Here is a 22,240-nt window from a genome sequence, read left to right as displayed (position 1 = left end):
CTTAACCTTCGAGTTGAAGGTTATAGTTATGTCAAGTAACTCATGTCTGTGACGGTATTTCCTCTGCCTGCCACATTCAATAACCGGCTCCGCGTGTCGGATTAATACCGGAAATAAACCCTTCAGCGCGTCACCGGGTGCCGGGGTACGCTGACATCATAAACCTTGACGGGGTTCTTGGGATCGGCGGGAACCTTCAGGAGTGCAGCCAGTACTTTGGCCTTGAGCTCCTTCTCCCCCGCGTTGCCCCAGATGATGGTCTGGCCGTCCACGAGCTTGAGTTCCACCGCATCCACCGACTGCGCAGAGGCGTTGGAAAGCCTGGCGAGGACGTCGGCGGGCAGGGCGCCCAGGACGGCGGCCGTCGCGCGGAAGAGATCCTGTCCGATGGCTCCCGCCCCGCCGTCGATGACGGGCAGGGAGACGGACGCGGGATCGGCGGTGGCCGCCAGCTGGACGCCTTCGACGTCCACGAGCTGGTACTGCTCCCCCTGCTTGACCAGTGCCACCGGCACCCGTTCCCGGACTGCCACAGCCAGCCCTGAGGGCGGCCGGGCTTCCACGGAGACCGCCTTGACCTGGACCAGGGGCTCCAGCAGCCTCGCCACCTCGTCGTCGCTGATTTGCGGCAGGGGCTTTCCCCGCAGGGGCTCAAGCGCGGTTTCCACCTGGGCAGGCGTCAGCAGGCGCGTCCCGGAAACGGAGATCGTGTCAACGGCCAGGACAGGCGAGAAGGTGGCCACCGCCAGGAGGCCGGCCACGAGGGCGATGAGCGTTCCGGCCACGGCGAGGATGTTCCGCTTGCGGCGCTTCCCCTTGGGCTCGGGAAACGCCAGCACGTTCTCCGCGGCTGCCGCAGGCTGTTCCGCCTTCCTGCCCCTGCCCAGGCCGGGAATGCCGGCCCGTTTCGGCTTGTCCGGCTCCTTGCCCTTGCCGACCCCTTCGGGCGCCGGCTCGGGAACGCTCCGGGAGGCCGAAATGACGTCGTCCGCGGCAGGTCCGGTCTGCCCACCGTTGCCGGCATTTCCATCGCTGCCGCCTGTGCCGCCGGAGCGGGCCGAGCGGCCGGTGGAGGTGTACGTGGGGCGGCGGGTGCTAGCCACGCAGGGCCTCGACGATCTGCGGCCCATACGCGGTGACATCGCCGGCGCCGGCCGTCAGCACAATGTCACCGGCCGCGGCGGCAGCCGTCAGTGCTGAGACGGCGTCGCCGGCGGCCACAAGGCGTCCTCCGCTGTCCAGGTGGTCGGCAATGAGCTGGCTGGTCACTCCCGGGATTGGATCCTCACGGGCGGGATAGATATCCAGCACCAGGGCGGTGTCGGCGAGGTTGAGCGCCTCGGCGAACTCCTGCGCGAACTCGCGGGTGCGGGAGAACAGGTGGGGCTGGAAGAGGACGTGCACTTTGTGCGCGCCGGCGACCGAGCGGGCAGCGGCGAGGGCGGCCCGGACTTCGGTCGGGTGGTGGGCGTAGTCATCGAATACGCGGACTCCGCGGGCCTCGCCTTTGAGCTCGAAGCGGCGGGAGGCGCCGGAGAAGTGCGCCAAAGCGGCTGCGGCCGCTGCGGGGTCAACGCCAAGTTCAAGCGCGACGGCGAACGCGGCCGCCGCGTTCAGGACGTTGTGCCGCCCGGGCACCTGCAGGGCCAGCGGAAAACGCCCGGAGGCCGTGGAGACCGCGACGTCGCCGGGACCGCCGTCGTGCAGCACGAGGTCCGCCCCTTCGGTGGTTCCGTACAGCACCACGCGCGTGTTGCCCCTGGTCCGTGTTCTTTCCGCGAGGGCCAGCGCGCCGGCGTCGTCCGCGCAGGCAACCAGCACGCCGTCAGCGGGAAGCAGCGCAGTGAACCGGTCAAAGGACTGGTACACAGCCTCGGCCGTGCCGTAGTGGTCCAGGTGGTCCGGTTCAACGTTGGTCACCACGGCGATCCTCGGCCGGTAGTTGAGGAAGGAGCCATCGGATTCGTCGGCCTCGGCCACGAAGATTCCGGAACTCCCGTGCGCTGCGTTGACGCCAAGCGCGGGAACATTGGCGCCGATGGCGAATGAAGGGTCCAGCCCTGCGCCCTGCAGCAGGACCGTGACCATGGACGTGGTGGTGGACTTGCCGTGGGTGCCCGCCACCGTGACCACCGTGTCGCCGCCCATGGTGGCAGCCAGGGCCTCGGACCGGTGCAGCACGGGCAGCCCTGCTTCCCTCGCGGCAACAAGCTCCGGGTTGTCGGGGCGGATGGCGGATCCGGCCACGACTGTCTGGGCATCGCCCAGGTTGGCGGAGGCGTATCCCACCGCGATGCGGGCACCCGCTGCGGCGAGGTCGACCATCACCGGCAGGTCCTTGGCGTCGGAGCCGCTGACCGGAACGCCCCGGGCAACCATGATCCTGGCAACGGCGGACATGCCGACGCCTCCGATTCCCACAAAGTGGACGCGGCCCAGCGACTCGAGGCTGGGGACGGTGGCGTGGTTCATGATGCTGCTGCTTCCAGGATGAGGTCAGCCATGCGCTGATCGGCGTTTCGGATGCCAAGCCGGTAGGAACTGCCGGCCATGGCTGCAAGCCGCGGCTGGTCCGTGACGAGCGGGATCAGTTCCCTCTCCACCCATTCGGGGGTGAAGTCGCGGTCATTCACCAGCAAGGCTCCGCCGGCAGCCACCAGGCCGGCAGCGTTCAGGGCCTGCTCGCCGTTACCGATGGGCAGCGGCACCAGCACGGCGGGAACGCCGACGGCGGCAACCTCGCAGACAGTGGCCGCACCGGAGCGGGCCAGCAGCACATCGGCGGCAGCGTAGGCAAGCTCCATGCCGTCCACGTACTCCACCTGAAGGTAGTCCTTCGCGGCAAGCGGCCGGCCCTCGCTGTCCATGACGGTCTTGCCGCGGCCGGTGATGTGCAGGGTCTGGATACCCGCCGCCGACAACCGTTCAACAGCGGCGGCAATGGTGCGGTTGATGCTCTGGGCGCCGGAGGATCCTCCAGTGACGATCAGCGCAGGCTGGACAGGGTCCAGGCCGAGGGCAGCGCGGGCAGCGGTGCGCGCGGCTGCCCTGTCCAGGCCCGAGATTTCGGTGCGCATGGGCATTCCCACGTGCCTGGCGTGGCGGAGCGGAGTGTTGGCGAAGGCTACAGCGACGCGGCGGGTCATCAGGGCTCCCACCCTGTTCGCCAGTCCGGGACGCGCGTTGGCCTCGTGGATCACAATCGGAATGCGGCGTTTGCGCGCGGCCAGGTACATGGGCGTGCAGACATAGCCGCCAACCCCCACCAGGACATCAGCGGCCGCTGCGTCCAGGATTGCTCCCGCCTGGCGTACGGCCCCGGCCAGCCTGGCCGGGAGGCGAAGCAGGTCCGCGGAAGGCCGCCGCGGAAACGGCACCCGGTCGATGGTGGCCAGTTCAACCCCTGCAGCGGGAACCAGCCTGGTTTCCATTCCGGACGGCGTGCCGACGGCGAGGATGGCGGCTTCCGGGGAGGCATTCCGGAGTGCCGTTGCGATGGCGAGCAGCGGGCTGATGTGTCCGGCAGTGCCGCCGCCGGCCAGGACGATGGACGGGGTTTTGGTGGTCATGGAGGGCTAGGTACGCTTTCTTGCAGTTTTCTTCCGGTCCGCGTTTTTCCGCGCCGGCTTGGCCTTGAACTTGAGCATCCGTTTGGGCCGGATCGCCGGGGCCATCTGTTCCCTGGCCAGCGAAAGCACAACCCCGATGGCGCAGAGCGACATCAGCAGCGCCGAGCCGCCGTAGGAGATGAAGGGCAGCGGCACGCCGATGACGGGCATCAGGCCGGTCACCACGGACATGTTTACGGTGGCCTGGCCCAGCAGCCACACCATGATGGTGCCGGCGAGGACACGGTGGAACATGTCCTCCTGTGCCACCACCACACGGTAGATTGCGGTTCCCAGGATGGCGAAAAGGATCAGGACGACGACGGTCCCCACCAGTCCGAGTTCCTCACCGATGATGGCGAAGATGAAGTCGTTATGGGCTTCGGGGATCCAGCTGTATTTTTGCCGGCTTTGTCCCAGCCCCACGCCGAACCATCCGCCGGAGGCGAGCCCGTAAAGGCCGTTCGTGGCCTGGTAGTTGGCGTCGACGCCATCGGCACAGGACTGCCCGGTCCACCATGAGGTGATGCGGCACATGCGGTTGGAGCTGGTGACAGCCATGAGCGCCGTTCCGGCGGCTGCGGCCAGGCCGGCAATGCCGAAGAGATAGAGCGGCGCCCCGGCGAAGAAGAGTGCGGCAGCCGTCACCATCATGATGATCATGGCGGTTCCGAGGTCGTTTCCCACCAGGACCAGGCCAACGATGATGATGGCCATCGGGACGGCAGGGACCGCGACGTGCTGCCACCGGCTGAGCAGCTTTCCCTTCCGGGCCAGGACGGTGGCCATCCAGAGTGCGAGTGCGAGCTTGGACGCTTCGGACGGCTGGAAGGTGATGCCGCCAAGGTCGATCCAGTTTTTATTGCCATTGACTTCCGCGCCGACCAACTGGACCAGGCCAAGGAGGACGACGGCGGCGATGATGGCGGGCCAGGCAAGCCGCTTGAGCCACACCACATTGATGCGGGACAGCACAAACATGGTGAAGATCCCGATTGCGGCGAACATGCCCTGTTTCAGGGCATCCCCGTACGGGGACTTGCCGGCGGCGATCGACTCCACGCTCGAGGCGGAGAGAACCATCATGATGCCGATGGCCGTCAGTGCGAGGGTGGAGCCCAGGATGAGGTAGTAGGTGGAGCCGTTCCTGGACGTTCCCGTTCCCTCAAGCGCCGACCAGAACTTACGGTAGGCGGCGCGCAACCGGGTGGCGGCAGCGGCCGGAGGCCGGACCGGTGATGCGGAGGAGCCGGGACGCGGCTTGCCTGCCTGCTTCTGGGCTGGCGGGCGTGTGGGCGTGCTGACCATTGTTACTCCTCGCCGGTCTGGGCCTGCCCTTCCACCAGCTCGCGGACAGCTTCGATGAAAGTGCCACCACGGTGAGCGTAGGAAGAGAACTGATCCATGGAAGCAGCTGCCGGAGCCATCAGCACAGTATCGCCGGACCCGGCCAGCTGGGCTGCTGACGCAACTGCACGGGACATGACGGTTTTCCCGGCGTCGGGAGAACCGGCCTCAGTGCCGTCTGTTGCAGCAGTCTGCACCAGTTCAGTTTCACCCGGGGCCGTCCCGATCACGGGGACATCGGGCGCGTGTCGCCGGAGGGCGTCCGCCAGTGCTGAGGAATCCGCTCCGATGAGCACCACGGCCTTGAGCCGGGGGGCGTGTTCCCGCACCAGGTCGTCATAGGTCACGCCCTTGGAGAGGCCTCCGGCGATCCAGATGACGTTGGTGAAGGCGGCCAGGGAGGCCGATGCCGCGTGCGGGTTGGTGGCTTTGGAGTCGTTGATCCACAGGACGCCGTTGTGGCGGGCTACCGGCTGGATGCGGTGGTCGCCCGGCACGTAGTCCTGGATTCCCTGCCGGACTGCCTTGGGCTCGATGCCGTAGGCGCGTACCAGTCCTGCTGCCGCCAGGGCATTGGCCACCATGTGCCGCGGCGCCAGCGCGCCGAGGTCAGTCATCGAGGCGAGCTCCGCCGCACTGTCCCGGCGCTCTTCGATGAACGCCCGGTCCACCAGGAGCCCTTCCACCACACCGAGCATGCTGATGGCAGGGGTGACGGTGGTGAAACCAACGGCGCGGCATCCTTCCACCACGTCGGCGTTTTCCACCATGCGTTCTGTTTCGATCTGCTCCGCGTTGTAGAGGCAGGCCTTTTGGGTGCGTTCGTAGACCTTGGCCTTGTCCGCCAGGTACGAATCGTAGGATCCGTGCCAGTCAACGTGGTCCTCGGCAACGTTCAGGCAAACGCTGGCCACCGGCGAGAGTGACTCGGACCAGTGCAGCTGGAAGCTCGAAAGTTCCACGGCTAGGACGTCGTACTCCACCGGATCCCGGAGCGCATCGAGGATGGGCGTACCCACGTTTCCCACGGCAATGGCTTTCAGCCCGGCCGCGCGCAGCATTGATTCGGTGAGCCCTACCGTGGTGGTTTTTCCGTTGGTTCCCGTAATGGCAAGCCAGTCCGCGGTCTTGCGGCCTTCCCGCACGCGCACGCGCCAGGCCAGTTCAACGTCTCCCCATACCGGGATGTGGGCCCGTGCAGCGGCGGCCAGCAGGGCCTGGTCCGGACGCCAGCCCGGCGACGTGACAATCAGTTCCGGCGGCTCGCCGTCGATCCGGGGAATGCGGGTGACTGCGTCCTCGCCGAGCAGGACGTCCGCAGCGCCGACAATTTTCAGGGTGTCGGCGTGGGCCTTGGCCTTGTCGCTGGTGGCGGCATCCACCACCACCACGCGGGCGCCGAGTTCGATCAGGGTGTCCGCAGCGGCGAAGCCTGAGACGCCAATGCCGGTGACGACCACCCGGAGTCCGGACCAGTCGGAGTCCCAGCTCACGAGGTTCTGGAGGCGGGGGGAAACGGTCACAGCAGCACGACCCATTCAGCGTAAAAGATTCCCAGGCCCACGGCGACGAAGAGTCCGCCGAGGATCCAGAACCGGACCACCACGGTCACCTCGGCCCACCCCTGAAGTTCGAAGTGGTGCTGCAAAGGCGCCATTTTGAAAACGCGTTTACCTCCGGTGGCTTTGAAGTAGCCCACCTGGATGATGACGGACAGTGTGATCAGGACGAACAGCCCGCCGATGATGCCCAGCAGCAGCTCGGTCCTGGACAGGATGGCGAATCCCGCAATGGCGCCACCGATGGCCAGCGAGCCGGTGTCGCCCATGAAGATCTTGGCCGGAGAGGTGTTCCACCAGAGGAAGCCCACCAGGGCCGCACTCATGATCGCTGCCAGCAGGGCGAGGTCCAGGGGGTCCCGGACCGAGTAGCAGCCGCTGCCCGCCTCGCGGGGCGAGCCGCAGGCCTGGTTGCTCTGCCAGATGCCCATGAGCGTGTAGGCGCCGAACACCATGACCGAGGCCCCTGCCGCCAGCCCGTCGAGGCCGTCGGTGAGGTTCACGCCGTTGGTTGCAGCGGTCACGATCAGGTTGGACCAGACAACGAAGAGGATGGCCCCCAGCACAGTTCCGCCGAAAGCAAGGTCCAGCCACGGCAGGTCGCGCACCAGGGAAATCTTGGTGGACGCCGGCGTGAGGCCGTCCTCGTCGGGGAAGTTCAGGGCCAGCACGGCGAAGATGATGCCGACGGCGGCCTGCAGGATCAGCTTGGCCTTGGCGTCGAGCCCAAGGCTGCGCTGCCGCGAAATCTTGATGAAATCGTCCAGGAACCCCACAAGTCCCATGCCCACCATCAGGAAGAGCAGGATGAGGGCGGACGCGGATGGGCCCGGGGAAGCCGGGTTGACCATCAGCATGATGAGGTGGGTCAGGCCGTAGCTCAGCAGGACGGCAGCCACCACCACGGTCCCTCCCATGGTGGGCGTTCCGCGTTTCGTGTGGTGGGAGGTGGGCCCGTCGTCGCGGATGAACTGTCCGTAGCCGCGGCGCACCAGGAGCCGGATGAAGAGCGGGGTGCCCACCAGCGCGAACAACAGGGCCAGTCCGGCGCCGATCAAAAGTGCAATCACAGCAGAGTGCTCCTTTCATCGGCGGGTTGCGGGGTTTGTGGGGGTAATGCTATCTGATCGCCCAAGTGGCGAAGTCCAACGCTGTTGGACGATTTGAAGAGCACCAGGTCGCCGGGTTCGAGTTCGACGTTGAGCAGTTCGTAGGCTTCGTCGGCGGTCTCGGCGAAGACGCATTCGTCCCCCCAGGAGCCCTCCTGGACTGCGGATACGTAGAGTGCGCGGGCTTCCCTGCCCACCACCACGAGCCGGGAAATATTGAGCCGCACCACCTGGGTGCCCACGGCTGTGTGCTCGCGGATGGAATCCTCGCCGAGCTCCAGCATGGCGCCCAGGACTGCCCAGGTGCGCCTGCCCTGCCCCAGGTCGGCGAGTGTGCGCAGCGCGGCGCGCATGGATTCGGGGTTGGCGTTGTAGGCGTCGTTGATGATGGTCACGCCGTCCGGCCGCTCGGTGCGCTCCATGCGCCACCGGCTGGCGGCCGCCTGGCTGCTGAGGGCGGCGGCGATGTCTGCGCCGGAGATTCCTGCGGCCCGGGCAGCTGCTGCCGCCGCCAGCAGGTTGCCGGTGTGGTGGGCGCCGATCAGCCGGCTTATGACATGGTGAGGCGTGTCTTCTCCGGGGAGGAGGAGGTCGAATTCCGGGTTGCCGTCAGTGTTGGTGTCCGCATTGAGTGCCTGCACGGCGGCGTCGGGCCGCCCTTCGGCGGAGAATCCGAGGACGGACGCTGAGGTGCGTGCGCGCATGGCCGCCACCCGGTCGTCGTCGAGGTTGATGACGGCGGTTCCGGAGGCTGCAAGTGCTTCCACCAGTTCACCCTTGGCAAGGGCGATGTTGTCCACTCCCCCGAATTCGCCGGCGTGCGCAGTTCCCACTCCAAGTACCACGCCGATATCCGGCTTGACCATGTCCGCGAGGTAGCTGATGTGGCCAACGCCTGTGGCGCCCATCTCAATGACCAGGTACCGGGTATCCGTTCCGGCGGTGAAGACCGTGAGGGGCACCCCGATCTCGCCGTTGTAGGAACCCCTCGGCGCCACGGTATTGCCGTGAAGGGAGAGAATGCCTGCGAGCAGGTCCTTGGTGGTGGTCTTCCCTGCCGAGCCGGTGATGCCGACGACTGTCAGTTCGCCGTTTGCCGCAGCACGTGCGGCGCGGATCCTGCGGACGGCCTCCGCAGCGAGTGCGCCCATGGCGAGCACGGCATCAGGAACAACGATGGAAGGGTAGGGAGCACCGTCGGGGCCTGCCACGGGGCGTTCCACGAGCGCAAGGGTGGCCCCGGCGGCGAAGGCGGCCGCTATGAAGTCGTGGCCGTCGGCATACTCCCCCGGTTTCGCTACGTAGAGCGACCCGGGCGTGGCTTCGCGGGAATCCGTGACCACCGAAAGAGGGGTGATTCCAGGATCGGCGTCCAGGCGCCCCTTGGTGATATCGGCGATTTCCGCCGCAGTAAATGCAATCATCTCGGTCTAGGACTCTATCCGGTCGTCTTGGAGAACGTTGAATCCCCTGGCTGTCAAGGCGCTGCGCAGCTCCACCCTGTCGTCGAGCGCAAGGTTGACGCCCTTCACTTCCTGCCACACCTCGTGGCCGCGGCCGGCAACCAGGATGGTGTCGTGCGGCCGTGCGAGTTCCACGGCGCGCTGGATGGCTGTGTCCCGGGGGAACACTTCCAGCACGGTACAGGGCAGCTTTTCCGTCTCCTTGGCCTTCCGAGCCCCTGCGAGGACATCGGCGCGGATGGCGGCCGCGTCCTCGTCGTGGGGGTCGTCATCGGTTATGATCACGGTGTCCGCCAGCTGTGCGGCGATGGCGCCCATGGCCGGCCGTTTGCCCTGGTCCCGCTGGCCTGTCGCACCAAACACAACGATCAGCCGGGACCCCGGTTCCGGTGACCGGACAGCTTCGAGTGCCCGGGCCAGCGCGTCGGTGTTGTGGGCGAAATCCACGACGGCGGCGGGCTGTTCGGAGACCAGCTGCATCCGCCCGGGCACTGCCACCGTAAAGGGGTCGCCTGCGTCGAGCGCAGCCTGCAGCGTTGCGGCGTCCACGCCGGCGGCGAGCACCATCACCACCGCCAGGGCTGCGTTGGCAACGTTGAAGCTCCCGGGAAGCCCCGTGTGGACCGTCAGGACGGTGCCGCCGGGCCCGCTGAGCGTGAATTTCGTGCCCAGCCCCCGGGGCGCGGTTTCCGTCACGGTCCAGTCGGCGGGGTTGGCCCTTGAGGTGCTGAGGGTGGTGACCGGCACCCCGGCGCTGCCGGCAAGGCGGCGGCCCCATTCGTCGTCGACCGTTACCACGGCCCTCCGCGCCCGGGCAGGCGTGAAAAGCTCCGCCTTGGTGGCGAAATAGTCCTCCATGGTGTGGTGCAGGTCCAGGTGGTCCTGGGTGAGGTTGGTGAAGCCGGCGACGTCGAACAGCACTCCGTCCACCCGCTGGTAGGAGATGGCGTGGGAGGAGACCTCCATGGCGGCCGCGTCCAGTTCCTTTTCACCCATGAGCGCCAGGAGCCCGTGGACCTCCGGGGACTCCGGCGTGGTGAGGAGGCTGGGAATGGGGTCCCCGCCGGCCAGGATCTCTATGGTCCCGATCAGGCCGGTCCTTTTGCCAAGGGAGCGCAGCAGCGAGGTGATGAAGTATGTGGTGGTGGTCTTGCCGTTGGTGCCCGTCACACCGAACAACTGCGGGGCGGCGTCCTGCCCGCTGCGGTAGATCATGGCGGAGAGCGGGCCCACCACGTTCCGCGGGGCATCAACCACCAGCACAGGTACCGCAGTCTCGGAGGAAAGGGCCAGGAGTCGCGCACCGGCGTCGTCCGTCAAGACAGCCGCGGCTCCCGCTTCAACGGCCTGGGCGGCGAAGTCCGCGCCGTGCCGGACGGCACCGGGCAGGGCCACGTACAGGTCACCCGGCTCCACTGTGCGGGAGTTCAGCGAGATGCCGGTCACCGCCACATCCGCCGAGGCTCCCGGAATGACGACGCCGACTGCGTCGCCGATGCTTTCCAGCCGGACCGCCTCCACAGCTGAGGGGCGGAAGCGTGCCTGGCTGTCCGGTCCCTGCGGGGCCGCTCCCTGTGGAGCCGCTTCCTGCGGGGCAGGGCGCTGATCGGACGCGTTGAACTCTGACAAGGGATCTCCGATGGTGCTAGTGGACCGTGCCCGGCGTGGATCAGCCGAAGCAGGCGGGGCTGCTGCGGCTGCTGCCGGGGTATTACTTGGCGAACTGGGGCAGCCGGGCCGGTTCACCCGTGGACGGCTGGACGTTGTAGGTCCGCAGTGCCTGGCTCAAAACCGACCGGAAGACCGGCCCGTTGGTAATCCCGTAGATGCTGCCCTTGGGCCGCTGGAGTACCACCTCAACAATAAACCGCGGATCATCCATCGGAGCCATGCCCACGATCGAGGCGGTGTAGCCGCAGAAGCCGGACTTGCCGTCGTCGCACGGGGACTCGGACGTTCCGGTTTTTGCCCCCACCCGGTAACCGTCGATGCCGGCGTCCTTGATCTGGCCCTCGGTAACCGCGCTCTCCAGGATGTCCTGCACCTGCTGGGCGGTGTCCTCCGACACGATCTGGCGTGGTTCCGCGGGCGCAACCTTTTCCTCGGTTCCATCTGCGGAAACGTAAGAGTCGATGAGGCGCGGCTGCAGCATCACGCCGTTATTGGCGATGGACTGGAATGCCCGCACGGTCTGCAGGGTGGACTGGGAGACGCCCTGGCCGAACAGGACTGTGAATTCCTGGCGGCCGTCCCACTGCTGCCAGGGTGTCAATATCCCGGAGGCCGTGGCAGGCAGGCCAATGTCCGGAGCTTCGCCGATGCCAAACTTCTTCAGCCAGTCGTAGCGCTGTTCCTTGCTCAGCCGCTGACCGGCCATGACGGTTCCGGTGTTCATCGAGTAGCCCAAAATGCCGGCGAGCGTCCGCTCTTCCGTGCCGTGCGCAAAGGAGTCGCTGAAGGTCTGGCCGTTGACCGTGTAGGTCGGGTCCAGGGTGAATTCATCGAGCGGGCCCGCCTTGCCCTCTTCGATCAGCGCGGCCACGGTCATCATCTTCTGCACCGAGCCGGGCTCGTAGGCCGCGGTGACGGAGCGGACACCGCGGTCCTGAGCAGCCACCCTGCCGGGGTCGTTCGGGTCCGGCGCGTTGGTGTCCGCCATGGCCACCAGGTCTCCGGTCTTGGCGTCCATCACAATGATGGAGCCCCACTCGGCGTTCAGTTTCTCCGTCTGGCTTTGGATGGCCTGCTGCGCGAAATACTGAAGGTCCGAGTTGATGGTGAGCTTGACGTCCTTGCCGTCCTCCGGCGGAGTCAGTTCATCCACGCCCACGGGGATGCGCAGGCCGTCCGCACCGATCTCGAAGAGCCTCTTGCCGTCAGCACCTTTCAGGAGACCATCCTGGGTCTGCTCGATCCCCGCCTGGCCTGTGGTGCCGTCCTGGAGGAAACCGATGATGCCACCGGCAACGGATCCGTTCGGGTAGACACGCTTGCTGACGCCCTCGGTCACAATACCGGGAATTTGGAGCTGCGAGATGCGGTCCTCAACGTCCGGCTTCACGTCCTTGGCCACAATGTAGTAGGGCTGCTGCCCGGTGACGGCCTCGCGGATCGCGTCCTTTTCCATGCCGAGGGCAGCCGCAAGTTCCGTCAGCCCCTGCTCCCGGCTGACGTCCACCAGCTTCTCCTTGGCGTCGTCCAGGCGCTTGAATGTCTCCGTTTTGGTGTTGACCCGCTGGTCCACCACCACGTTGTAGCGGATCACGCTGTTGGCGAGCACAGTACCCCGTGAGTCCAGGATGCTTCCGCGTTCTGCCGGGAGGACAGTTTGCTGCATCCGGCTGTTCAGGGCGGCCTCGGCCATTCCCCCCACGTCGAGCCCCTGGACCAGGAAAAGCTTTCCGCCCACCACCAGCAGGAGCGTCAGCATGATGCCAAGGCCCAGGCGCAGGCGCTTGGTGGCGTTGGGAGCCCTGCCGTTGTTTGCCTTGCCGGTCCTCTGCGCCACCGTTAATTTCCTTGCTGTTCGACCCTGCTGCCTGCCAGACCTGCCGTATTACTGTCCGGGCACCTTCTGTTCCGGCGCGGGCACGGAGCCCCCGTGGAGTTCAACGGCAGCCGCCGCCGGTGCTGCTGCTGCTGCAGCCGCGGCAGCAGCAGCGGGATCACCGGCTGCGGAGGCCGCAGCACCCGGCGTTGCCGCGCCGGACGCCGCAGCATCCGCTGCTTCACTACCCTGCGCGGCGGGAGCAGCCGCTTCTGCCGGCTTGCGGCTTTCCAGCGGTTCACCCTTGCTTGCCGGCGGCACCACGATCAGCTGCCCGGCCACGGCGGGGGCGGGGATAACCGCCCCTTCAGCACCGCCCTTAACCGCGGGAGTCGCCTTACCGGTGACAGACAGGGTGGACAGATCGATCTGGCCTTTGACCGTGGAGGCAACCATCCCCAGTTCCGTGGCTTTCGCGGCCAGGTTCTGGGGTGCTTCGAAGTTCTGTACCTGCTGGGTGAGGTCCTGGTTCTGCTTGGTCAGGGTACTCTGCTTGGCCCGAAGCTCCACCAGCTGGTACTGGGAGGTGGATACCGAGATGTTCAGTACCAGCACGGCAATCAGTGCCAGGGCAAGCATGGCGAAGCACAGCACCACGAAGGGTGCCCGGCGCTTGCGGGGTACGGTGCGCACCACAGACAGCGGAGTACGGGCCTTCCGTCCGTCACCGGCGGTACGGGCGGGAAGATTCCTGCCGGCCGCCGAGCCGCCTGAAGCGACGGGAAAGTCCTTGACGGCAGCGGTGCTCATGCAGCTCTCCTGGCTCTGATTCGTTCCGCCGCGCGCAGTCTTGCAGAGGCAGCACGCGGGTTTTCGGCGATTTCGACGGCGGTGGGCACCTCGGTGCCTTTGGTAAGGGTTTTCAGTTCGGCCTTATGTTCTTCCAGCTCCACCGGGAATCCGAGCGGAGCCGAGGATTTGGAACGTGCCTGCAGGACGCCCTTGACGATTTTGTCCTCCAGCGAGTGGTAGGACATGACAACGATCCGCCCACCCATGGCCAGGGAGTCGACGGCGGCCGGAACAGCACGCTCCAGGACGTCGAGTTCTTCGTTGACCTCGATCCGGAGAGCCTGGAAGGTCCGCTTGGCTGGGTGTCCGCCGGATTTCGCTGCGGACGCCGGCACCACCGAGCGGATCTGTTCCACAAGTTCCCCGGTTGTTGCGAAGGGCTTGGTGGCCCGGGCTGCAACAATCCTGTTGGCGATCCGGCCCGCGAACTTTTCCTCGCCCCACTTGCGGATGATCCTGACGAGCTCCTCTTCCGAGTAGGTGTTCACAACGTCCGCCGCCGTCTGGCCGCGGCTGGTGTCCATCCGCATGTCCAGCGGGGCGTCGAAGGAGTAGGCGAAGCCGCGTTCGCGTTCATCAAGCTGGAGGGAGGAGACACCGAGGTCCATCAGGATCCCGTGGACCTCGGAAACGCCAAGGTCAGCCAGGACGTCCTGGATCTCGTCATAGACGGCGTGCACCAGGTCCGTGCGGGCGGCGAACGGGGCCAGCCGCTGGCCGGCAAGTGCCAGGGCTTCCTCATCGCGGTCGATGCCAATGAGGTGCAGGTCGGGAAAACGCTGCAGCATGGCCTCGGAGTGGCCGCCCATGCCCAGGGTTGCGTCAACGGCCACCGGGGTTTCCCCGCGCAGCCTTGCGGCCTCGAATCCAGGTGCCAACAAATTGATGCACCGGTCCCGAAGGACCGGCACATGGCGTTCGGACGTGGGCTTCGGGTGTTCGTTCATGCCTCGTCCTTTCTCGCCGTCGGGTGTTGCCTGTGGTGCTTCTGGGACCAGATCCCCATCCGCGCCTATCGTCCGCCAGCCTGGCTCCGGGGAAGTGAGCCAGGATGGCCAGCCGATGGGCGGCTGGAGATCTCATCCAAGAAACTGCCTGCTGTCCCCCCCGGTCAGAGAATGCCCGGAATGGGGTCATCAGTCTCGGAGAAGGCCGTCTCCTTCTCCGCGAGGTATTCAGTCCAGGCCTGGGCATCCCAGATCTCGGCGCGGGAGCCGGCGCCGATAACGGCGAGCTCCCTGCCGAGGCCTGCATATTCCCGGAGCGCCGGTGGAATAGTGATGCGCCCCTGCTTGTCAGGTACCTCGTCCGAGGCTCCAGAGAGAAAGACGCGGATGTAGTCCCGCGCCTGTTTTGAGGAGATTGGCGCATCCCGCATTTGCTCGTGGACCCGCGCAAATTCCTTCTCGCTGAAGACGTAGATGCAACGTTCCTGGCCCCTTGTGAGCACCAGCCCGCTGGCAAGTTCCTCACGGAACTTGGCAGGGAGGATAATCCGTCCCTTTTCATCCAGACGCGGCGAGTGAGTGCCAAGAAACACTGGCCCACCGCCTGTCCGATGTCAGGAACTGCACATCCCCTATGTTGCAACTACCCTCTTATGTCCTCCACATTACTCCACTTTCCCCCACAGTCAACGCAAACAGGGCGCCCGGCCTCCACTTTGTGGGAAAAGGAGGCTGAATTGGCGCGGATTTCGCCGCGGTGGTGGAAAGTGGAGGAGTTTTGCCGCCGGGCGGTTCCCTGGCTCCGGAAAGTGTCACTTCCAAAGGACTAAACGCGGCGGTACGTCCGGCCAGGCCCCGGCAAGGGAGGGACATTTCGCCAGAGGCGTGCCTAAACGCGAAAAGACCCGCCAAAGGCGGGTCTTTTCGCGTTTACCCCACTAGGGGGAGGGAAGTGGAGATGCCGTCATGGGCAGCGCCCGGAGGTTTAGGGTTCTCCCCTGCGCCTTTCGTCCCAGCGCTCCTCGAGAGTGCTCATGAAGGAGTTTTTCTGCTTGCCGGGCTTTCGACTGCCGGCCTTGGATCCCGGCTTCGCGGCCGTACTGCTGCGCATGGTGGCGAAATAGACGCCGCCGCCCATCACTATGAAGCCCAGTACTCCAACAAAGATATTTTGGAGAGTGACGCCCACGAGCAACAGGAAGACGCCAGCCAGGGCGCAGAGGACGCCAATCACCACATGCCTCGTGGACCATGAACGCCCTGGGTCTGACCCCATGGAATTTGCGAACTTCGGGTCGTCCTCGTGAAGCTGCTTCTCCAGCTGCTCAAGCAGCTTCTGTTCGTGCTCCGACAGCGGCATCACGACCTCCTTTTGTAGGCCAACGTCCGGGCTGATCCCAGCCACTACTTCTGCACCGTTAACGGCTGTTGTGCCTAAGAGGTTCCCGCCCTGCCCACAATGGCAAAAAGTCGGTAACCAGGCACGCCGTCGCAGGAGCGGGAGCATGTCCAAGAGGGTCCGGCAGTAAGTCCAGTCACTCAAAAACTATGTATATCTAAGGATAGTTTGTTGGGGGCTGTTCTGAAAGACGGCAATGACTTATCCGGGACCCCCGGCTGCCGGAACCGGCCCGCTATTGAGGGCCGGTTCCCGGCTCCATCAAGCGGGCCGGGAGGACGGATTTGCTGCCGAATTTGCGCGCCACTTCGTCGAGGGCCTGTTCGGCCGCACGCCAGTTCTCGTCCCGCCGGTCGATGCTCAGCTGCAGCGAGGTGCGGGCGGCTTCCTCCAACTGTTCGGCCCGTACGCCCACGAGCCGCACCGCCATGGTCCTGTCCCCCACCGATTCCAGCAGCTGGAGCGCCACTGAATAGATTAGCTGGGCACTGTCCACCGGCGTTTGGACCGTCCGGCTGCGGGTAATGGTGGAGAAATCGGCGAACCGCAGCTTCAGGGCAATTGTCCGGGCCACCATCCCGGAACTCCGAAGGCGCGACGCCGTCCGGTGGGACAGCCGCAGGATTTCACGGTGGAGCAGGGCGTCGTCGCCCGTGTCGACCGCAAAGGTCTCTTCGGCACCGATGCTCTTCTCCAGCCGGACCGGAGTCACCGCCCGGTGGTCAATACCCCACGACAGCTGATGAACGTGCTCACCCGTAGCACCCAGCATCCTCTTAAGGGTGGACACCGGCGTTGCTGCCACGTCAGCAACCGTCCTGATGCCCATCCTTGCCAGGACATCAGCGGTCTTGGCGCCTACGCCCCACAGGGCACCGACCGGCAGGCTGTGGAGGTAGGGCACCGTTTCCTCGGGACCAATCAGAAGCAGTCCGTCAGGCTTGCAGCGGGTTGACGCGATCTTCGCCACGAACTTTGATTCCGCTATCCCTACGGATGCAGTGATGCCCAGCTCCGAAGCTACCTGGCGCCGGATCATCTCCCCGATGCCCCGCGGTGCCCCCAGCCGGCGTATGGCGCCTGTGACGTCGAGGAACGCCTCATCGACGCTGAGCGGTTCAACGAGTTCGGTGACTGATCCAAAAATCGCCATCAGCTGGGCTGACACCTCGTAGTAGAGCTTGTGGCGCGGTTCGATGATGACCGCCTGCGGGCACATCCGGGACGCCACGGCCATCGGCATGGCCGATTTCACACCGAACGCACGGGCTTCGTAGGAGGCAGAGAGGACCACGGAACGGTCCGCAGGGAAGCCAACAATGACTGGCTTGCCGCGGAGTTCAGGTCTCGTCCGCAGCTCGACAGAGACGTAAAAGGCATCCATGTCCACGTGCATGATGCACGTGCGCCGACGTCCCGGAATCACCGCTCCGGGTGGCTGGTTCATACCTTCGGGCCCCACGGCTGCAATCCTAGCCGTTTTGTACTGACTAAACTGAAGGCTGAATCCGGCATCAACACCAGGAGGAAAGTCCCTGTGACGGTCTTTGGAAACCTCAAGCCAGCAGGCGCTGCAGTTCTAGCTGCCGGCGCAGCGATGGCACTTGCAGCCTGCAGTCCAACTCCGTCAGCAAGCCCGGATTCTTCCGCCTCCGCTTCGGCGCCGGCAACTGCCGCGTCCACTGTCACGGCTTCCCCCAGCCCTTCCGCTTCCCCCAATACCTCCGCCACCGTCGGCGCGCTGGTGGACGGCTTCCCGCAACAGCTCCTTCCCCTCATGCCTGGGGCCACAGTGGTATCGAGCAGTTTCGATAAAGCGTCGGCCCCCGCCACCGCCGCACTGGTGGGAACCGTGGCGGCCCCCACCGCCGCAGTCCTCGATTTCTACGCCAAGGCGCTTGAAGGCCAGGGCTTCAAGGCCGTACCCGGCGAAACCGTGGGGGCAGTCGCTTCCAGGGACTTTCTCCGGGGGGACAGCGACACCGTCAACATCTCGGTAGTTGAAGCAGCTGGAGTTTCCACCTTTACCATCGGCGCCAACGTGCCAGCTGAGTCAGCCAAGTGACCGCGGCCGAGCAGCTCAGGCATGAACAGGCAGACTTCGTGGCGGCGGTGGCCGGCGAACTCACCGGGTTCCTGGCCTCGCGGCAATCAGTCATGTCCGCCATTTCGCCGGACATTGATCCGATCATGGGGTCAATCTCCAACCTGGTGACCGGCGGCAAGCGCCTGCGCGCGTTGATGTGCTACTGGGGCTGGCGGGGTGCCGGTGGAGAACCTGCGGCCCAGCAGGTAGTAACGGCAGGCGCAGCCCTTGAGTTGTTCCAGGCCGCTGCGCTGATCCACGACGACATCATCGACCGGTCTGACACCAGGCGGGGCGGACCAAGCGTCCACCGCCGGTTCAGCGAGCTGCACGGCTCACAGGGCTGGGCGCTGGACAGCGAACGCTTCGGGCAGGCAGCCGCCATTCTGGCGGGAGACCTCTGCCTCTCCTTCAGCGAGGAGGCCTTCACGGATGTTGGCGAGCGGGCAGCAGCCGGCAGCAGGGCAAGGCTGATCTTCAACCTCATGCGGGCCGAAGTGATGGCAGGCCAGTACCTGGACATCCTGGAAGAGGTTGCCGGGCCGGCCAGGGACCGCGCCGGCGCCGTCTCGCGCGCCCAGTCCATCATCCGCTTCAAATCTGCCAAGTACTCCACCGAACATCCGCTGGCGCTGGGAGGCGCACTCGCGGGAGCCTCGGATGACCTGCTCCGCGGCTACTCGGCATTTGCGCTGCCACTGGGGGAAGCGTTCCAGCTCCGGGATGACGTGCTCGGTGTCTTCGGCGATCCGCTGACAACCGGCAAGCCGGCAGGCGACGACCTGAGGGAAGGGAAACGCACTGTGCTGGTTGCCCTGGCCATGGACCAGGCAACGGCTGAAGAGGCGGCCTTCATCGACTCCAGGCTCGGGAGCCCGGACCTCTCGGAGGACGACGTCGACGAGCTCCGGCGGATTATTGAGGAGTCCGGGGCACTGGCGGCCACCGAGGTCCTCATCAATGAATTTGGCGCCGCCGCCTTCGAGGCCCTGGAGGCACTCCCCCTCGTGGAGTTGCCCAAGACTGCCCTTCGGCGGCTGGCTGAAGCGACCGTCAGCCGCGCCTCCTAGCGGTTTAAGGCAAGCCAGGCGACGTGCCGGGCCGGGAAACTACCAGGCGAGGGTCTGGGCCCTGCGCCGTATTTCTGTTTTCCGGCCCTCACGCAGGGCGTCGATGGGCCGTCCGCGCAGTGACTCGTCCGGGGTAAAGAGCCATACGATCAGGTCCTCGTCCGAGTACCCTGCGTCAGACAGGACAACGATGGTTCCCTTTAGGCTGTCCACCACCTGGCCGTCCTGGATAAATTCTGCCGGCACCGACCTGATTCTCCGTTCACCGACCCGCAGCGCCGCCAGGGCACGTTCATCCAGCAGGCTGTGCACCTTGGTGATGGAAACATCCAATAAACGGGCGACGTCGGGCAGGGGCAACCATTCGCCCACAAGGTTTTCTACATTGCTCACGGATCAAGGTTGCCACGGCGTGCGCCTTGCCGCCTAGTTGATGCATTCGGCGGAACGCATTGACCCGCGGACACTCCCAAAATTCTTCCTTGCAGCTGTTACCGGAATTCTTGTGCTAATCCACAATCCGTGAGAGATTCTCATTGACCACATTTGTAACAGTATTAACAGCAGTAACAGTAGTATCGGAATCAGCGGCATCCCCGCCCGCGCCCGCAGTTGAGAAGAGGATTCTTTCCATGACGATGTCCCGCTCGCACAAGCAGCCCCCCAAGCCGAGCCTGCCTATGCTCGCCGCGACGACGGCAGCGCTGCCAGCGGTCGTATTGTCATCCTTGGCGCTGGCCCAGCCAGCCGCTGCCGAGCAGCCTGTCCGCGCCATTCCGGGGACGCTTGCAGCAGCCATGAAAGCCCAGGCCGCCACGGCCAGTGCAACAGTTATTCCCGCGGCGTCGGTGTCGACGGCGATCCCCTCCGCCTTTAAGCCGGCACAGCCTTCGGCCCCGGCGGAGTACACGATTGCCCGTGGCGACACCATCAGTGCCATTGCAGGAAAATTCGGACTTAACACTGCTGAGGTCCTGAAGCTGAACAACCTTCAGGCGAACACAATCATCTATCCCGGCCAGAAGATCAAGCTTTCCGGCTCGGCCGCCGCACCTGCAGCGCCCTCCGCCGCGCCCGCCCCGGCCGCACCTGCGGCCGCACCCGCAGGCGGCGCCACGTATACGGTGAAGCCCGGTGACACACTGGGTGCCATCGCTGCCCGGCACAACGTGGGCCTGGCGGATGTGTTCTCGTGGAACAACCTCAACATGCGCTCCGTTATCTACCCGGGGCAGAAGATCAAGGTCGGGGCCGGTGGTGCGGCTCCCGCGCCCGCCGCCGCTCCTGTCCCGGGCGGGCTGGCCTCGACATCGGCTCCCGCCGCGCCTGCGGCCCCGGCCTCCGGTTCCTACACCGTCAAAGCCGGAGACACGCTCTCCGCGATCGCGTCCCGGCACGGCGTCAAGCTCTCCGAGCTGCTGTCCGCCAACCGCCTGGGCATGACCAGTGTCATCTACCCGGGCAACAAGCTGGCCATCCCCGGCGCCAACGGACAGCCTGCCGCTCCGCAGCCGGCAGCCTCGGTCACGCCCCTGGTCCCAAGCTCATTCCTGGGCTTCAGCTACCCTGCCGCAGTGGTCAGCTCCGCCAACGAGAACAAAGCGTTGCTGAACGCCTCCCCGGTGCCCTCCCGAGCTGAAATGCGGAACATTGTGGCAGATACCGCGCGCAGGATGGGCGTGGAACCCTCCTTGGCCCTCGCCTTCGCGCACCAGGAATCCGGGTTTGACCAGCGGGCAGTTTCCCCCGCCAACGCCATAGGTACCATGCAGGTCATCCCCACCTCCGGCCAGTGGGCTTCGGACCTGGTGGGACGCAAGCTGAACCTGCTGGACCCCTATGACAACGCCACGGCCGGGGTAGCAATCATCCGCCAGCTCCTTGCCACCAGCAAGGACAGGGACACGGCCATCGCCGGCTATTACCAGGGCCAGTATTCTGTCAGCAAGTACGGCATGTACGACGACACCAAGGCCTATGTGGCGGCCATCAAGGCACACCAGAAAAACTTCGGCTGAGCTGCTGCTGCCGCCCGCGCACCGCGGGGACGGGAAAGTTTGAACGGGTCCGGACCGGTAAAGGTTCGGGCCCGTTCCGCTGCGGGGATTAGGATCGTAGGGTGCAGGAACACGTGTCAGACCCTCTTGTAGGAACGCTGGTGGACAACCGGTACGCCGTGCGGTCCAAGCTCGCACGCGGCGGCATGTCCACGGTTTACCTTGCCACGGACCAGCGGCTGGAGCGGGACGTGGCGCTCAAGGTGCTGCATCCGCACCTCTCCGCTGATGACAACTTCCTGGGCAGGCTTGGCCGGGAGGCCAAGGCGGCTGCACGGTTGTCCCATCCACACGTGGTGGGGGTCCTTGACCAGGGGAACGACGGCCCCACGGCGTACCTGGTCATGGAATACATCAAGGGCCACACGCTGCGTGACCTCATTAATGAGAAGGGCGCCCTGCCGCCGCGGCTGGCACTGGCGCTGATCGATCCGGTGGCCGAAGGCCTCGGCGCCGCCCATGCTGCCGGCTTCATCCACCGCGACGTCAAGCCGGAGAATGTTCTGATTTCCGACGACGGCCGGATCAAGATCGGTGATTTCGGCCTGGCCCGCGCCGTCACCACCGCCACCAGCACGGGCGCCCTGATTGGAACGGTCGCTTACCTCTCCCCTGAACTCGTCCTGGGACGGGCGGCTGACGCGCGCAGCGACATCTACTCCCTGGGCATCATGCTGTACGAGATGCTTACCGGACGGCAGCCGTTCGACGGCGAGGTCCCCATCCAGGTGGCGTACCAGCACGTCCACGGGACAGTGGGGCCGCCCTCGGCCCTGGTCCCGGGCCTGGCCGCCGAAGTGGACGAACTCGTGCAGTGGTGCACAGCCAGCGACCCCGAGAACCGGCCGGTGGACGGAAGTGCCCTGCTCCAGGAACTGCGGCATATCAGGACCCACCTCACGGATGCTGAACTGGACCTGCGTCCGCCCGCGGCTGCCGCTGGTGCAGCCGTCACCGCGCGCGGGGACCAACACCTTCCCCCGCGCCGGAATCCTTCCCCGCCGCTGGATGCCCCTCCGTCCCGCGGGCCTGCCGGGGTCAGTGAAACCGAGTTTATTGACGGCACGCTTACTGACACCGGGCACGTCCAGCATCCCACCGAGGTCATCGGCCGCACGAACAATCCCACAACGGTGATCCCGTACGGACAGCCCGCCGCGCCCGCCTACCCGCCCTCGCCGCGCCCGTGCCTTCTCGTCCTCCCTGTCGGCCTTGCGCTGGGCGCGTTTGCCCAGCACCGGAGGAGGCGGCGCCCA

19 protein-coding genes are annotated in these 22,240 nt (G+C 65.8%); 4 read left to right on the top strand and 15 right to left on the bottom strand.

The features are described from left to right. Nucleotides 1–122 precede the first annotated feature (122 nt). From ACKAE7_RS09360 to dinB, 14 genes are all read right to left on the bottom strand, one after another. Entirely contained in the window at nt 123–1,103 is a 981-nt protein-coding gene (locus tag ACKAE7_RS09360; RefSeq protein WP_188813239.1) for a cell division protein FtsQ/DivIB, read from the bottom strand. Next, a complete protein-coding gene (murC, locus tag ACKAE7_RS09355; RefSeq protein ID WP_408979012.1) occupies nt 1,096–2,472 on the bottom strand; it encodes a UDP-N-acetylmuramate--L-alanine ligase in 1,377 nt (458 codons plus the stop codon). Before murC ends, ACKAE7_RS09360 begins: the two co-directional genes overlap by 8 nt. Then, nucleotides 2,469–3,569 carry an undecaprenyldiphospho-muramoylpentapeptide beta-N-acetylglucosaminyltransferase gene (murG, locus tag ACKAE7_RS09350; protein WP_408979011.1) on the bottom strand — a complete coding sequence of 367 codons (1,101 nt, stop codon included), beginning with the start codon at nt 3,567–3,569 and terminating at the stop codon, nt 2,469–2,471. The genes murC and murG overlap by 4 nt, the downstream gene beginning before the upstream one ends. A 6-nt stretch (nt 3,570–3,575) precedes the next feature. After that, nucleotides 3,576–4,916 carry a putative lipid II flippase FtsW gene (ftsW, locus tag ACKAE7_RS09345; protein ID WP_408979010.1) on the bottom strand — a complete coding sequence of 447 codons (1,341 nt, stop codon included), beginning with the start codon at nt 4,914–4,916 and terminating at the stop codon, nt 3,576–3,578. 2 nt (nt 4,917–4,918) lie between these two features. Next, nucleotides 4,919–6,493 (bottom strand): UDP-N-acetylmuramoyl-L-alanine--D-glutamate ligase, encoded by a 1,575-nt coding sequence (murD, locus tag ACKAE7_RS09340; RefSeq protein WP_408979009.1) that lies wholly within the window; start codon nt 6,491–6,493, stop codon nt 4,919–4,921. Then, nucleotides 6,475–7,584 carry a phospho-N-acetylmuramoyl-pentapeptide-transferase gene (gene mraY / locus ACKAE7_RS09335; RefSeq protein ID WP_104188696.1) on the bottom strand — a complete coding sequence of 370 codons (1,110 nt, stop codon included), beginning with the start codon at nt 7,582–7,584 and terminating at the stop codon, nt 6,475–6,477. The genes murD and mraY overlap by 19 nt, the downstream gene beginning before the upstream one ends. Beyond that, nucleotides 7,581–9,047, bottom strand: a complete 1,467-nt coding sequence (gene murF, locus ACKAE7_RS09330; protein ID WP_191036141.1) for a UDP-N-acetylmuramoyl-tripeptide--D-alanyl-D-alanine ligase — start codon at nt 9,045–9,047, stop codon at nt 7,581–7,583. The genes mraY and murF overlap by 4 nt, the downstream gene beginning before the upstream one ends. A gap of 6 nt (nt 9,048–9,053) precedes the next feature. After that, complete coding sequence (locus tag ACKAE7_RS09325) at nt 9,054–10,715, bottom strand: UDP-N-acetylmuramoyl-L-alanyl-D-glutamate--2,6-diaminopimelate ligase (protein ID WP_191036140.1); 1,662 nt, start codon at nt 10,713–10,715, stop codon at nt 9,054–9,056. An 82-nt stretch (nt 10,716–10,797) separates the two neighbouring features. Next, nucleotides 10,798–12,594: a penicillin-binding protein 2 gene (locus ACKAE7_RS09320; protein WP_188813254.1), complete on the bottom strand. Its 1,797-nt coding sequence runs from the start codon at nt 12,592–12,594 to the stop codon at nt 10,798–10,800. Nucleotides 12,595–12,642: 48 nt separating this feature from the next. Further along, complete coding sequence (locus ACKAE7_RS09315) at nt 12,643–13,383, bottom strand: hypothetical protein (protein WP_188813255.1); 741 nt, start codon at nt 13,381–13,383, stop codon at nt 12,643–12,645. Beyond that, the gene (gene rsmH / locus ACKAE7_RS09310; RefSeq protein WP_188813257.1) at nt 13,380–14,372 is read right to left on the bottom strand and encodes a 16S rRNA (cytosine(1402)-N(4))-methyltransferase RsmH; all 993 of its coding nucleotides are present in this window, start codon (nt 14,370–14,372) and stop codon (nt 13,380–13,382) included. Before rsmH ends, ACKAE7_RS09315 begins: the two co-directional genes overlap by 4 nt. A gap of 164 nt (nt 14,373–14,536) precedes the next feature. Beyond that, nucleotides 14,537–14,965, bottom strand: coding sequence for a division/cell wall cluster transcriptional repressor MraZ (mraZ, locus tag ACKAE7_RS09305; protein WP_104188709.1), 429 nt, complete (start codon nt 14,963–14,965; stop codon nt 14,537–14,539). 392 nt (nt 14,966–15,357) lie between these two features. Then, on the bottom strand, nt 15,358–15,732 hold the full coding sequence (locus ACKAE7_RS09300) for a DUF3040 domain-containing protein (protein WP_188813259.1): 375 nt from the start codon (nt 15,730–15,732) through the stop codon (nt 15,358–15,360). Between the two features lie 274 nt (nt 15,733–16,006). Continuing rightward, nucleotides 16,007–17,218, bottom strand: coding sequence for a DNA polymerase IV (gene dinB, locus ACKAE7_RS09295; RefSeq protein ID WP_408979008.1), 1,212 nt, complete (start codon nt 17,216–17,218; stop codon nt 16,007–16,009). A 90-nt stretch (nt 17,219–17,308) separates the two neighbouring features. Here dinB and ACKAE7_RS09290 point away from each other — a divergent pair, with 90 nt between their 5' ends. Further along, nucleotides 17,309–17,836 (top strand): hypothetical protein, encoded by a 528-nt coding sequence (locus tag ACKAE7_RS09290; RefSeq protein ID WP_408979007.1) that lies wholly within the window; start codon nt 17,309–17,311, stop codon nt 17,834–17,836. Beyond that, complete coding sequence (locus tag ACKAE7_RS09285; RefSeq protein WP_408979006.1) at nt 17,833–18,927, top strand: polyprenyl synthetase family protein; 1,095 nt, start codon at nt 17,833–17,835, stop codon at nt 18,925–18,927. Before ACKAE7_RS09290 ends, ACKAE7_RS09285 begins: the two co-directional genes overlap by 4 nt. Nucleotides 18,928–18,966: 39 nt before the next feature. Here ACKAE7_RS09285 and ACKAE7_RS09280 read toward each other — a convergent pair whose 3' ends face one another. Further along, the gene (locus ACKAE7_RS09280) at nt 18,967–19,320 is read right to left on the bottom strand and encodes an Rv2175c family DNA-binding protein (protein ID WP_188813264.1); all 354 of its coding nucleotides are present in this window, start codon (nt 19,318–19,320) and stop codon (nt 18,967–18,969) included. Nucleotides 19,321–19,559: 239 nt separating this feature from the next. Here ACKAE7_RS09280 and ACKAE7_RS09275 point away from each other — a divergent pair, with 239 nt between their 5' ends. Both ACKAE7_RS09275 and ACKAE7_RS09270 read left to right on the top strand, forming a co-directional pair. Next, nucleotides 19,560–20,945: a lytic transglycosylase domain-containing protein gene (locus ACKAE7_RS09275; protein ID WP_188813272.1), complete on the top strand. Its 1,386-nt coding sequence runs from the start codon at nt 19,560–19,562 to the stop codon at nt 20,943–20,945. Nucleotides 20,946–21,046: 101 nt separating this feature from the next. Further along, nucleotides 21,047–22,240 (top strand): protein kinase domain-containing protein (locus ACKAE7_RS09270; protein WP_408979005.1); only part of this gene is annotated, 1,194 nt, incomplete at its 3' end.

This window comes from Pseudarthrobacter sp. NKDBFgelt (genome assembly GCF_046097905.1).
Classification (GTDB): Bacteria; Actinomycetota; Actinomycetes; order Actinomycetales; family Micrococcaceae; genus Arthrobacter; species Arthrobacter polychromogenes.
The sequence above is the reverse complement of the archived record's forward strand: the minus strand, read 5'-3'. Positions and strand labels throughout refer to the sequence as shown.